This is a genomic window from Nonomuraea angiospora (assembly GCF_014873145.1).
GTDB lineage: Bacteria > Actinomycetota > Actinomycetes > Streptosporangiales > Streptosporangiaceae > Nonomuraea > Nonomuraea angiospora.
In genome coordinates, this window is sequence record NZ_JADBEK010000001.1 from 11843334 (window position 1) to 11855805 (window position 12472).

The following is a 12472-nucleotide window of genomic DNA, read 5'->3' on the forward strand; positions in this document are numbered from 1 at the left end:
AAGGCCAGCCGTTAGCGTGCCCATGTGTCGATCGAATGGGTGAACCAGGCCATCGACGACCTGCGCGCTTGGGGGCGCGCGCGGGAAGTCGAGGTGGACGCGGACGAGGTCCGCCTGCTCTGCGACTACGCCAGCGACTACCTCAACGTCAACGAGCTGGGTGACTTCAGCCCGGAGACCTTCGACGAGCTGCTGCTGTCCATCTACCCGCGCAAGGTCATCGCCCCCCCGGAGAGCGCTCCGGAGACCGTCGCCGCCGCCCGCACCCTCGTCGACTACCTCAGCGAGGCGGGCGCGGTGCCCGAGCCGACGGCGGTGCTCATGCGCGACAGGCTCGACGACATCGCGCCGCGCCTGCCCGAGGCCCTCGCCGACCCCGCCAACTTCGGCATGGCCAAGAGCCTGTTCAGCTCCATCGGCCCGGAGTCGCTCGAGCAGGCGGTCGCCATCCCCTCAGGGGAGGTGCCCGACCTGGGCGAGGCGCCCTGCGACTGCCCCGGGTGCACGCCGCTGCCCGCCGTCCGGCTGGCCGCGCGGGAGGACCTCGTCGCGGCGCTGGAGAGCGTGCCCCTGCTGGCCGAGGACCCGCTGCCCGACACCGGCGACCCGCTGGAGGGCTGGGCGGCGCGGGTCGCCGACCTGGTCGAGCGGGAGGAGGGGCACTACGACCTGTTCGACATGCTCTACCGGCTCCAGGTGCGGGTGCCCGTCACCGTGATCGGCGACTACCTCGACGAGATCGCCGAGGACGGCGAGGCCGACCTGGCCGGCACGCTCGACCGGCTGTCGTGGTGCGGCATGATCCAGGTCACGGACGACACCGCGGAGCTCACCCCGCTGGCCGTCTGGGGGCTGCGCGAGCACTACCTGTCGCTCGACCTCGACGCGCCCGAGGCGCCCGACCTGGCCGAGGCCGACGCGCTCGGGCTCATCGAAGGGCTGCTCGAAGGCGTGCCCGCCGAGCTCGCCGAGCAGGACATCAGCCGCTGGCTGAGCGGCCGGTCCTCCGGCGAGGCCGCCGCCGAGCTGCTGGCCGCCGCCTCCGGCGCGCCCGCCGTGGCGCGCGGCATCGCGATCACCATCGTCGACCGGCTGGGCGCCGAGGCCGAGCCCCAGGTCCGCCACTACCTCGACGACCAGGAGCTGCGCCCGCACGCCATCCACTGGCTGGCCGCCAGAAGGCTGCCCGCGCCGCAGCTCACCCAGGAGGAGCTGCTCTGGGTCAGCGTCGACATGCTGGCGCTCGCGATGCCCGCGGCCGAGGAGGATCCCGAGATCTTCGCCGAGAACATGGCCGCCTCGGGCCCGCCCGCCCATATGATCGAGGAGATGTGGCGGGTCGACCACCCCGACGTCGTGGAGGTCCTGGAGCTGCTGGGACGCTCCATCCCCGACGGCACGGTCGCGAAGGCGGCACGCAAGGCCGCCTTCAAAGCCCGCTCCCGCGCCATCCGTTGAGTACGCCCATGTGACTCCTGTGCAGTAAGTTTCGTGGGTGGCAAACAACGTCTTCGACCTCGCCGAGCTGCGCAAGCTGATCGATGAGCAGGCCGCCGTGCCCCCACGGCCTCCTGAGGAGACTCCCGTGGAGCACGAAGCGCTGACGTTCCCGCCGGTCCTGCTCGCGTCCGACGCCGAGCTGGCCGCGGCGGTGCCCGGGGTGCCGCTCGTCGCCGACGCCATCAGGCTCACCACCTGGACGGGCACCCGCCAGGTCACCCCGGAGGGGCACCTGAGCGAGACGGACGCCGAGGCCGCCGCCCGGGAGCTCGGCCTGCCCGCCTCCCGGCTGCGCCTGATCTGGATCGTCGCCGTCAACACCGGGCTACTGCAGATCCTCGGCGGCCAGGCCGCCCGCGGGCCGCTGTCGATGCAGCTCACGGTGGAGGCCACGCTGGAGTTCTGGGACGGCGTGGTCATGGACGTGCTCGACCGCGCCGACGAGGGCCTGACGGGCTCCGCCGTGGTCGACGGCCACCTGGCCGAGATGCTCGCCACGATCTACTCCGTGCGCTCCGGCGTCGCGACCGCCAACCTCGCCAGGGGCATCCTCCAGTCCCACGAGGTCGCCTGCGCGCCCGGCCCGGTCGAGATGCGCCGGCTGGCCGCCGCGCTGCCCGCCGAGCTGCTGGAGGCGCTGTCGCTGCTGACGTACTGCGGGCTCGTGGAGCAGACCGCGGCCGGCCGCACCGCGCTCACCCCGCTCGGCGTCTGGGCCATCCGCCGCGACCTGCTGCGCGAGGGCCACGACGCGCCGACGGCGGCCGAGGTGGAGGTGTTCGCCGACCTGTCGGCGGCCGAGCTGGTGGCGGCGCTGGTCAAGGGTTCGGCCACGCAGAGCGCCGTCGCCGGGTGGCTGGAGCGCCGCGAGCCGGAGTCCGCGGCCCGCGACCTGATCGAGATCGCCGCGTCGGGCACGGCGGGGCAGCGGGGCGCGGTCGGCGCCATCCTCGAGGAGCTGGGCCCGGAGGCCGAGGGGCCCGTCAGGCAGGCGCTCGGCCATCCGCTGATGCGCCGCTACGCCGCCTCCTGGCTGCACATCCGCGACCTGGAGGCGCCCACGCTCAGCCCCGAGGACCACACCTGGATCGCGGTCGACTCCCTGGCCGCCCTCATGCACCTGTCGGGCCCGGCCGCGGGGCGGCTCGACACGCCCGAGCCGGGCGAGGACCTGATCAAGCTGGTCGGCGACATGACCGCGGTGGACCACCCCGACACGATCGCCGTGCTCGACATGCTGGCCTCCGCCCACGACGACCAGGCCGTGGTCAAGGCGGCGCGCAAGGCGGCGATGAAGGCGCGCTCCCTGGAGAGCACTAAACTGGGTTGATCCACAGACGAGAAACGGAGTAACCCCCTTGGCGATCCAGTCGATCCGGCTGTTCGGAGACCCGGTGCTGCGCACCCCGGCGGCCCCGGTCGTCGACTTCGACAAGGAGCTCCGCAAGCTGGTCAAAGACCTCACCGACACGATGATGGACGCGCCGGGCGCCGGCCTGGCGGCCCCGCAGATCGGGGTCGGGCTGCGGGTGTTCACCTACTACGTGGACGAGCAGCTCGGCCACCTGATCAACCCCGACCTCGACCTGTCCGCCGAGCTGGACGAGGAGGGCGAGGAGGGCTGCCTGTCCTTCCCCGGCCTGTCCTACCCGACGCCGCGCGCCATCCGCGCCGTCGCCAAGGGCTTCAACATGCACGGCGAGCCCGTCACGCTGGAGGGCACCGACCTGATGGCCCGCTGCTTCCAGCACGAGACCGACCACCTCGACGGCATCCTGTTCATCGATCGCATGGACCCCAAGCAGCGCAAGCTGGCCATGAAGGCCGTGCGCGAGGCCGAGTGGAGCGGCCTGTCCGCCCCTGTGATCAAGGTCTCGCCGCACGCCACCGGCGGAAGGGCGCTCTGAGAGCATGCGTCTCGTCTTCGCGGGCACGCCGGAGACGGCGCTGCCGTCGCTGCGCACCCTGATCGACTCGCCGCGCCACGAGGTCGTCGCGGTCGTCACCCGGCCCGACGCCCAGTCCGGGCGCGGGCGCAAGGTCCACCCCTCGCCGGTGGCCGAGCTCGCGGAGGAGGCGGGCATCGAGGTGCTCCGCCCGGCCAAGGCCGGCGACCCGGAGTTCCTCGACCGGCTGCGCGCCCTGGAGCCCGACTGCTGCCCGGTGGTCGCGTACGGGGCCCTGCTGCCGCAGTCGGCGCTGGACATCCCCCGCCACGGGTGGATCAACCTGCACTTCTCGATCCTGCCCGCCTGGCGCGGGGCCGCTCCCGTGCAGCACTCGATCCTGCACGGCGACGAGATCGGCGGGGCCACGACGTTCCAGATCGTCAAGGAGCTGGACGCCGGGCCCGTCTACGGCGTGGTGACCGAGGAGATCCGCCCGGACGACACGAGCGGGTCCCTGCTGGAGCGGCTGTCGGTGTCGGGGGCGGGGCTGCTGGCCGCCACCCTCGACGGCGTCGAGGACGGCGCCCTGGAGGCCCGGCCCCAGCCCGACGAAGGGGTGACCGTCGCCCCCAAGATCACTGTGGTCGACGCCCGGATCGACTGGACCAAGCCCGCCATGCACGTCGACCGCCGGATCCGGGCCTGCAGCCCGGCGCCCGGGGCGTGGAGCGAGTTCCGGGGGCAGCGGGTGAAGGTGGGGCCCGTGCGGATCGTGCCCGGCGAGCGGCTGCCCGAGGGCGAGATCGCCGCCTCCAAGACGGGGGTGCTGGTCGGGACCGCCACCGACGCGGTGGAGCTGGGTGAGGTGCAGCCGCAGGGCAAGCGGGTCATGGGGGCCGTGGAGTGGGCCCGCGGGGTTCGCCCGGAGAGTAAAGAGATCTTCAAGTGATCCGGTGTGCCGGCGTACAAGGCGTGAGGGAAGTCTGAGGGGATGAGGACGAGGGGGGACCAGGGCGCCGGAGGCAGGGGCGGCGGGAGCCGTACGCGCAGGCCGCCGAGGCCGACGCGCGACCACGCCCGCAACGCGGCCTACGACGTCGTGCGGGCGGTCGACGAGCGCGACGCGTACGCCAACCTGCTGCTGCCGCGGCTCCTGCGTGAGCGCGGCATCAGGGGGCGCGACGCCGCGCTGGCGACCGAGCTCGCCTACGGGACGCTGCGCGGGCTCGGCACCTACGACGCCGTCATCGAGATGTGCAGCGACCGCGTGCCCGACCCGGACGTGCGCGACGCGCTGCGGCTGGGCGCGCACCAGCTGCTGCGCATGCGCGTCCCGCCGCACGCGGCCGTCGGCACCACCGTCGACCTCGTACGCCTGCGCATCGGCGCCGGGGCGGCCAAGTTCGTCAACGCGGTGCTGCGCAAGATCGGCTCCAGGACGCTCGAGGAATGGGTGCCCATCGTCGCGCCCGACCCGGCCGACGACCCGGTCGGCCATCTGGCGATCGCCTACGGCCACCCCCGCTGGATCGTCTCCGCCTTCCGCGACGCGCTCGGCGGGCCCGACGAGCTGCCCGACCTGCTCGACGCCGACAACGCCCGCCCCCTGGTGACGCTGGTGGCGCGGCCGGGGCGCAGCTCGGTGGAGGAGCTCGAGGCAGTTGGCGCCCTCACCGCCCGCTATTCGCCGTACGCGGCCTATCTGCGCGAGGGCGACCCCGGCCAGATCGAGGCCGTGGCCGAGACCCGCGCCGCCGTCCAGGACGAGGCCAGCCAGCTGGTGGCGCTCGCCCTGACCCGCGTTCCGCTGGAGGGGGACGGCGACGAGCTGTGGCTCGACATGTGCGCGGGCCCCGGCGGCAAGGCGGGCCTGCTCGACGCCATCGCCACCCATGGAGACCTGGCGGGGCTGAGCAAGGAGGCCAGGGAGCGCGCCCACGCCCCGGCCGCCGACGCCGCCCCGGCGGCCTTCCCGGGGGGCGCGCGGCTGGTGGCGGCCGACGTGCAGCAGCATCGGGCGCGGCTGGTGTGGCAGACGACCAGGGACGCGGCCGTGCTCACGGTGGACGGCATCGAGCCCGCGTGGCGGCCCGGGGTGTTCGACCGCGTGATGCTCGACGCCCCCTGCACCGGTCTGGGGGCGCTGCGGCGGCGGCCGGAGGCGCGCTGGCGGCGGGATCCGCACGGGATCGCCGAGCTGGGCAAGCTGCAGCGGCGGCTGCTCGGCACCGCGCTGGACGCCGTACGTCCCGGCGGCGTCGTCGCGTACGTCACCTGCTCCCCGCACCTGGCCGAAACCCGGGTCGTGGTCGGGGACGTGGTGGCGCGCCGGGGCGACGTCGAGCAACTCGACGCCCGCGCCTACCTGCCCGAGGCCGGCGACCTGGGCGACGGTCCGCACGCCCAGTTCTGGCCGCACCGGCACGGCACCGACGCCATGTTCCTGGCCCTGCTCCGCAAGCGTCCCCAGGCGTGATCCGACCGGCCCGCCGGAGCCGGGCCCGGGTCGTTCACTAGACTTGCCCAATCATGGCCGTACAGATCTCGCCCAGCATCCTCGCCGCCGACTTCGCCAGGCTCGCCGACGAGGCCGCCGCCGTGCCCAATGCCGACTGGCTGCACGTCGACGTCATGGACTACCACTTCGTGCCCAACCTCACCATCGGGTTGCCCGTGGTCGAGGCGTTGCGCAAGGCGACCTCGACGCCGCTCGACTGCCACCTCATGATCGCCGACCCGGACCGCTGGGCGCCGCAGTACGCGGAGGCGGGGGCGGGCAGCGTGACCATCCACGCCGAGGCGGCCAAGGGCCCGATCAGGACGCTGCGCGAGATCCGCTCGCTCGGCGCCAGGGCCGGTCTCGCGCTCAACCCGGCCACGGCCGTCGAGCCGTACGAAGACCTGCTGGCCGAGGTCGACATGCTGCTGCTGATGACCGTGGAGCCGGGGTTCGGCGGGCAGAAGTTCCTCGACGGGGTGCTGCCCAAGGTCCGGCGGGCGCGGCAGCTGATCGAGCGGCACGGCGGGCGGGTCTGGCTGCAGGTCGACGGGGGAGTCGACGCGGGCACGATCGAGCGCTGCGCGGACGCGGGCGCCGACGTGTTCGTGGCGGGCAGCGCCGTCTACGGCGCCTCCGACCCGAGTGCGGCGGTTGACGCGCTCCGGGCCGCCGCCTCCCTCAAAAGCGCATGAATCACCCATAGCCTGGGTAACCATTCACTTATGGGCGACCATGGGATCTTCGGGCCCCGCTCGGTGACGTGGCGGGTGATGGGCGAGCCGATCCTGCTGGTGGGCGGCATCCGGGCGCTGCTGATGCAGGGTCTGCATCCGCGGGCGATGCGCGGCGTGCTGCAGAACTCCGCGCTCATGGATCCTCATGAGGCCTGGTCGCGGTTCGTGCGGACCACCGAGTTCGTACGCGTGCGTACGTACGGGACCGACGCCGAGGTCGAACGGGCGGGACGGCGCGTCCGCAAGATCCACCACAACCTGACCGCCTACGACCCCGACACCGGCTCCACCTTCCACCTGGACGAGCCGGACGCCCTGCGCTGGGTCCACGTCGGCGAGGTCGACTCCTACCTGTCGGTCGCCCGGCGGGCCGGGGTGCGGCTGACGGACGCCGAGGCCGACGCGTTCGTCGCGGAGTGGCGGCGGGCGGCCGAGGTGGTGGGGCTGAAGGCGGAGGACGTTCCCGGGTCGGTGGCCGAGCTGCGCGACTACATCGACGCCGCGCGGCCGGGGCTGCGGCTCGTCCCCGAGGCGGCCCACCCGCTGCGCCTGTCGCTGAACGCCCCGCTCCCGCCCAGGCTGACCCCGCTCAGGCCCGCGCTGCCCGCGCTGACGCTGCTGTCGTTCGCCACGCTGCCGCGCTGGGCGAGGCGGCTGTACGGGCTGCCCGCCACACCGGTCGGCGACCTGTGGGCCACGGCGACCCTGCGTACCCTGCACACCGGGATCGGCCTGGTCCCGGGGGACGTCCTCTACAGCCCCGCCGCCCGGCGGGCGCGCCGGCTCATGGCCGCTTGACCTAGCGCTTGGTCAAATTCGCGGGGGCGGTCGCGCACGGCATTTCGGGCATGGCACACTGGTAGCCAAGAGAGCTAGCGTGCTCCGGGGTCGGTGTAATTCCGAACCGGCGGTTAAAGTCCGCGACCCGGCCGATGCCATCGGCCGGTTGACTCGGTGAAATTCCGGGACCGACGGTTAAAGTCCGGATGGGAGGAAGCGCGCGAGGTGTCCGGTGTCCCAGCCGGGCGCCTGCCCTGACGCACAGCGGCATCAGGGCCGAAATCCCCCGGGGCCCGCCATGGCTTGAAGCTACTGGCGAGTAGGAGTACCCCGGGGTGGAGATACCCGCGCAGGACGCCGCGCACATGGCGCGCGCCGTCGCACTGGCCGGGCACGGACACGGCACCACCAGCCCCAACCCCGTCGTGGGCTGCGTCGTGCTCGACGCCGGCGGCCAGGTGGCGGGCGAGGGCTTCCACGCGTACGCGGGCGGGCCGCACGCCGAGGTCGTGGCGCTGGCGCAGGCGGGGGAGCGGGCGCGTGGCGGCACCGCGTACGTGACCCTCGAGCCCTGCGACCACACCGGCCGGACGGGGCCGTGCAGCCTGGCGCTGCTGGCGGCGGGGGTCGCGCGGGTGGTGATCGCGGTGCCGGACCCCAACCTCAGGGCGGCCGGCGGCCTGGCGCGGCTGCGGGCGCACGGGGTCTCGGTGACGTCCGGGGTGCTGGGCGCCGAGGCGGAGCGGGTCAACGAGGAGTGGCTGACGTACGCGCGGCTCGGGCGCTCGCACGTGACCTGGAAGTTCGCGGCCACGCTCGACGGGCGGTCGGCGGCCGAGGACGGGACCAGCCAGTGGATCACCTCGGCCGCGGCCAGGGCGGACGTGCACCGGATGCGGGCGGCCGCGGACGCGATCGTCGCCGGGATCGGCACCGTCCTCGCCGACGACCCCCACCTCACGGCCCGCCCCGGCTCGGCGAGCGCCCCCGTGCCGGACGGCCCTGCGTCGCTGTCGTCCGCCGTCGGTGGCACGCCCTTCGGCGCGGTCGCGTCCCCTGCGGATGTCGCCGGGGGCGCGGAGGGGCGTCTAGGGGCGGGCAGGGCGGCTCCAACGTCGCAGGCGCGTCCCGGCGGTGGGGCCGCGGGTGGGCGGCGGCCCCTGCGGGTCGTGGTCGACACGCGGGGCAGGACGCCGCAGGACGCGCGGGTGCTGGACGACGCCGCCCCCACGCTCGTCGCCGTAGCCGAGGACGCCGGCACCGGGCTCAAGGCCGACCTCCTCCGCCTCCCCCGCCACGGCCGCGGTCTCGACCTCGAAGCCCTCCTCGAAGAGCTGGCCGCGCGCGAGGTCGTCAGCGTGTTCCTGGAGGGCGGCCCCACGCTGGCCGGGGAGTTCCTGCGGCGGGGCCTGGTGGATCGCGTGGTCGCGTACCTGGCCCCCGCGTTGCTCGGCTCCGGGCGGGCCGCGCTCGGCGCGGCCGGGGTGGGGACGATCGGCGAGATGCACCGCCTGACATTTGACGAAATTTCCCCCATAGGGCCGGATGTGAGGCTGATCGCCCGGCCCGCCACTCAACCAGGCAGGGAGCAGTGATGTTCACCGGAATCATTGAGGAAAAGGGCGAAGTGGTGGCCATCGACCAGGCGGGCGGCGGGGCCGTGCTGTCGGTGCGCGGCCCGGTCGTCACCTCCGACGCCAAGCACGGCGACTCGATCGCGGTCAACGGCGTGTGCCTCACGGTCGTCGAGGTCGAGGGCGACGTGTTCACCGTGGACGTGATGAGGGAGTCGCTCGACCGCAGCTCCCTCGGCGGGCTCGCGCAGGGCTCCCCCGTGAACCTGGAGCGCGCCGTACGCGCCGACCAGCGCCTCGGCGGCCACATCGTGCAGGGCCACGTGGACGGCACCGCCGTGCTGCTGTCCAGGGAACCCGGCGAGAGCTGGGACGACGTGCGGTTCTCGCTCCCCGAGGCGCTGAGCCCGTACGTGGCGGAGAAGGGCTCGATCGCGATCGACGGAATCAGCCTGACGGTGACCACGGTTGACGACGACAGCTTCGGTGTGAGCCTCATCCCCACCACGCTCAAGCTCACGACCCTGGGCGAGCGCCAGGTGGGCGACATCGTGAACATCGAGGTCGACGTGATCGCGAAGTATGTGGAAAGGCTGGTGGTCAGGCAGTGAACTGGGCCGACGCCGGATTCGATGTATTCGGCACCCATGTGCTCTGGACGGACCTGATCGGCAACATCGCCGCCCTGTCGACGGTCCTGCTCGCCATGCGCAAGTCGATGTGGACCTGGCCGGTGCAGTTCGCCGGTTCGGTGCTGTTGTTCGTCGCCTCGATCAACGCGCACATCACCGGCAACGCGCTCAAACAGGCCCTGTTCGCGGGCCTGGCGGTCTACGGCTGGTGGGCGTGGCGGCGCGGTACGCAGGACGGCAAGCAGCTGCGCGTGCGCCCCGCCGCGTGGTGGGAGCGGTCGCTGCTGATCGGCGGGATGCTGCTGGGCACGGCCCTGGTCGGCCTGCTGTTCTTCGTCACCGGCCTGTCGTGGGGCGCGCAGGTGCCGCTGCCGCAGGGCGCCTTCCTGGTGGCCGCCGACGCCTACATCTTCGTCGGCAGCGCGATGGCCACCTGGGCGCAGGGCCGCGCGCTGGTGGACTTCTGGATCGTGTGGGTAGCCGTTGACCTGGTGGGCGTACCGCTGGCGTTCAGCTCGGGGCTGGTGGTCTCCGGCTGGGTGTACGGGATCTTCTTCGTGCTGGTGGTGATCGGGTTCGTGAAGTGGCTGCGTGAATACCGGGCGGCCGAGGTCGGCGTGGCGGTGGCGCGATGAGCGACATCAAGCTGGACCCCATCGAGCGGGCCATCGACGACATCCGCAACGGCCGGCCCGTCGTCGTGGTCGACGACGAGAGCAGGGAGAACGAGGGCGACCTCATCTTCGCCGCGGCCAAGGCCACGGTGGACCTGTGCACGTTCACGATCAGGCACACCAGCGGGATGATCTGCGTGGCCATGGAGGGCAAGGAGCTCGACCGGCTCGGGCTGCCCCTCATGGTGGTGCACAACAAGGAGCGCATGCGCACGGCGTACACGATCACCGTGGACGCCCGCGACGGCGTCACCACGGGCATCTCCGCGGCCGACCGGGCGCGGACCATCCGCACGCTCGCCGACTCCGCCACCGAGCCCAACGAGCTGGTGCGCCCCGGGCACGTCTTCCCGCTGCGCTACCACGAGGGCGGCGTGCTGGCCAGGCGCGGCCACACCGAGGCGGCCGTGGACCTGGCCAGGCTCGCCGGCCTGTCGGCCGCGGGCGCGCTGGCCGAGGTGGTCAACGACGACGGCACCATGGCCAGGCTGCCCGAGCTGCGCCGCTTCGCCGACGAGCACGACCTGGCGCTGGTCTCCATCGAGGATCTCGTCGACTACCGCCGCCGGGCCGAGAGCATGGTCACGCGGGTGGCCGAGACGCGGCTGCCGAACGCGTACGGGATGTGGCGGGTCTTCGGCTACGCCAGCGCCCTCGACGGCGGCGAGCACGTCGCGCTCGTCTTCGGCGACCTGTCCGACGGCGAGAACATCCTGGTCCGGGCCCACTCCGAGTGCCTGACCGGCGACGTGTTCGGCTCGCTGCGCTGCGACTGCGGGGTGCAGCTGGGCAACGCCATGTCGGCCATCGCCCAGGAGGGCCGCGGCGTGATCGTCTACCTGCGCGGCCACGAGGGCCGGGGCATCGGCCTGCTGGCCAAGCTCAAGGCGTACAACCTCCAGGACAACGGCAGCGACACCGTCGACGCCAACGTGGAGCTGGGCCTGCCGGTGGACGCGCGGGAGTTCTCCAACGCGGGGCAGATCCTGGCCGACCTCGGCGTCAGGTCGGTGCGGCTGCTCACCAACAACCCGGCCAAGCTCAAGGGCATGGACGGGTACGGCATCAAGGTCCTCGGCCGCGAGCCCCTGCCCGTGGCCATGAACCCGCACAACGAGCGTTACCTCACGGCCAAGCGCGACCGCCTCGGCCATCACATCTCGGAGGCATCATGAGTGGGGAAGGCAGGCCGGGGGTCGCGGCGCCCGACGCCTCGGGGCTGAGCGTGGGGGTGGTGGCGGCCAGCTGGCACGCCAAGATCACCGATCAGCTGGTGGCGCGGGCCCTGCAGGCCTGCGACGACAGCGGCGCCACGGCGACCGTGGTGCGGGTGCCGGGGTCGCTGGAGATCCCGGTGGTCGCCCAGGCGCTGGCCCGCCGCTGCGACGCGGTGGTGGCGCTGGGCGCGGTCATCAAGGGCGAGACCGCCCATTTCGACTACGTCTGCGACTCGGTGACCGCGGGCCTGACCCGGATCTCGCTGGACGAGGAGACGCCCGTCGGCAACGGCGTCCTCACGTGCGAGACCCTGGACCAGGCCCTCGACCGGTCGGGCCTGCCGGGCAGCAAGGAGGACAAGGGATACGAGTCGGCCGTCGCCGCGCTCGAGACCGCCCTCCTCCTGCGGGACCTCCACTAGCCTGCGGTAGGTTTCCTTCGTGCCCGAGCCGATCACTCCGCCGTCCCTGCCCGTCACCTGGCGTCCCCGCAAGCCGCGGATCGTCGCCTACGGCTCCGCCGCCGTGATCGTGCTCGGGTCGGTGATCATGGCGGTCTTCATCGCCGAGCCGTTCAAGCTGCCCGACCGGGTGGCGATCGTGGCGTTCGGGTGCGCGGTGGCGTTCGTGCTGCACATGCTGGGGCGGGTGCGGGTGGAGGCGGACGACGAGGGGGTCACCATCGTCAACGCCGCCCGCACCCACCGCTACTCCTGGCCGGAGATCCTGGAGGTCACGCTGCTGGTGGGCGACCCCTGGCCGCGGATCGACACCTCCGACGGGCGCACCACCGGGGCCATGGGCATCCAGGGCTCGGAGAAGGACCGCGCCGCCCGGGCCACGGCCGAGCTGGAGGCGCTGATCCGGGAGCGCGGCGAGGCCCGCGAGAAGTAGCCGGGCGGTGACCCCGCGTCATCATCGGCGGGTGAATATCGCAGGACCGGGTGTCGACGTAGCCTGAAGGAGTGCTGC

At 73.1% G+C, this 12472-nt stretch carries 13 protein-coding genes and 1 riboswitch; all 13 genes read left to right on the plus strand.

The annotated features are described in order from the left end of the window. The first annotated feature begins 24 nt into the window (after positions 1 to 24). The 13 genes from H4W80_RS54350 to H4W80_RS54410 all read left to right on the plus strand — a co-directional run bounded on the left by H4W80_RS54350 (position 25) and on the right by H4W80_RS54410 (position 12394). Positions 25 to 1458, plus strand: a complete 1434-nt coding sequence (locus tag H4W80_RS54350) for a hypothetical protein (protein WP_192792216.1) — start codon at positions 25 to 27, stop codon at positions 1456 to 1458. Between the two features lie 37 nt (positions 1459 to 1495). Next, positions 1496 to 2830: a hypothetical protein gene (locus tag H4W80_RS54355; RefSeq protein WP_192792217.1), complete on the plus strand. Its 1335-nt coding sequence runs from the start codon at positions 1496 to 1498 to the stop codon at positions 2828 to 2830. A 28-nt stretch (positions 2831 to 2858) separates the two neighbouring features. After that, a complete protein-coding gene (def, locus tag H4W80_RS54360; RefSeq protein WP_185072981.1) occupies positions 2859 to 3407 on the plus strand; it encodes a peptide deformylase in 549 nt (182 codons plus the stop codon). Positions 3408 to 3411: 4 nt separating this feature from the next. Next, on the plus strand, positions 3412 to 4338 hold the full coding sequence (gene fmt, locus H4W80_RS54365; RefSeq protein ID WP_192792218.1) for a methionyl-tRNA formyltransferase: 927 nt from the start codon (positions 3412 to 3414) through the stop codon (positions 4336 to 4338). Between the two features lie 42 nt (positions 4339 to 4380). Further along, the gene (locus H4W80_RS54370) at positions 4381 to 5865 is read left to right on the plus strand and encodes an RsmB/NOP family class I SAM-dependent RNA methyltransferase (protein ID WP_192792219.1); all 1485 of its coding nucleotides are present in this window, start codon (positions 4381 to 4383) and stop codon (positions 5863 to 5865) included. A gap of 53 nt (positions 5866 to 5918) precedes the next feature. Beyond that, complete coding sequence (rpe, locus tag H4W80_RS54375; RefSeq protein WP_192792220.1) at positions 5919 to 6581, plus strand: ribulose-phosphate 3-epimerase; 663 nt, start codon at positions 5919 to 5921, stop codon at positions 6579 to 6581. 30 nt (positions 6582 to 6611) lie between these two features. Further along, positions 6612 to 7421: an oxygenase MpaB family protein gene (locus tag H4W80_RS54380; RefSeq protein WP_192792221.1), complete on the plus strand. Its 810-nt coding sequence runs from the start codon at positions 6612 to 6614 to the stop codon at positions 7419 to 7421. Positions 7422 to 7496: 75 nt separating this feature from the next. After that, positions 7497 to 7627, plus strand: a riboswitch (FMN riboswitch). 111 nt (positions 7628 to 7738) lie between these two features. Continuing rightward, on the plus strand, positions 7739 to 8998 hold the full coding sequence (gene ribD, locus H4W80_RS54385; protein WP_318787514.1) for a bifunctional diaminohydroxyphosphoribosylaminopyrimidine deaminase/5-amino-6-(5-phosphoribosylamino)uracil reductase RibD: 1260 nt from the start codon (positions 7739 to 7741) through the stop codon (positions 8996 to 8998). Next, positions 8998 to 9588 (plus strand): riboflavin synthase, encoded by a 591-nt coding sequence (locus H4W80_RS54390; protein WP_192792222.1) that lies wholly within the window; start codon positions 8998 to 9000, stop codon positions 9586 to 9588. Before ribD ends, H4W80_RS54390 begins: the two co-directional genes overlap by 1 nt. Then, the gene (locus H4W80_RS54395) at positions 9585 to 10244 is read left to right on the plus strand and encodes a nicotinamide mononucleotide transporter family protein (protein WP_192792223.1); all 660 of its coding nucleotides are present in this window, start codon (positions 9585 to 9587) and stop codon (positions 10242 to 10244) included. The genes H4W80_RS54390 and H4W80_RS54395 overlap by 4 nt, the downstream gene beginning before the upstream one ends. Then, positions 10241 to 11458 carry a bifunctional 3,4-dihydroxy-2-butanone-4-phosphate synthase/GTP cyclohydrolase II gene (locus H4W80_RS54400; protein ID WP_192792224.1) on the plus strand — a complete coding sequence of 406 codons (1218 nt, stop codon included), beginning with the start codon at positions 10241 to 10243 and terminating at the stop codon, positions 11456 to 11458. Before H4W80_RS54395 ends, H4W80_RS54400 begins: the two co-directional genes overlap by 4 nt. Beyond that, entirely contained in the window at positions 11455 to 11922 is a 468-nt protein-coding gene (gene ribH / locus H4W80_RS54405) for a 6,7-dimethyl-8-ribityllumazine synthase (RefSeq protein WP_192792225.1), read from the plus strand. The genes H4W80_RS54400 and ribH overlap by 4 nt, the downstream gene beginning before the upstream one ends. A gap of 19 nt (positions 11923 to 11941) precedes the next feature. Next, positions 11942 to 12394, plus strand: a complete 453-nt coding sequence (locus H4W80_RS54410) for a PH domain-containing protein (protein WP_318787515.1) — start codon at positions 11942 to 11944, stop codon at positions 12392 to 12394. Positions 12395 to 12472: the final 78 nt, after the last annotated feature.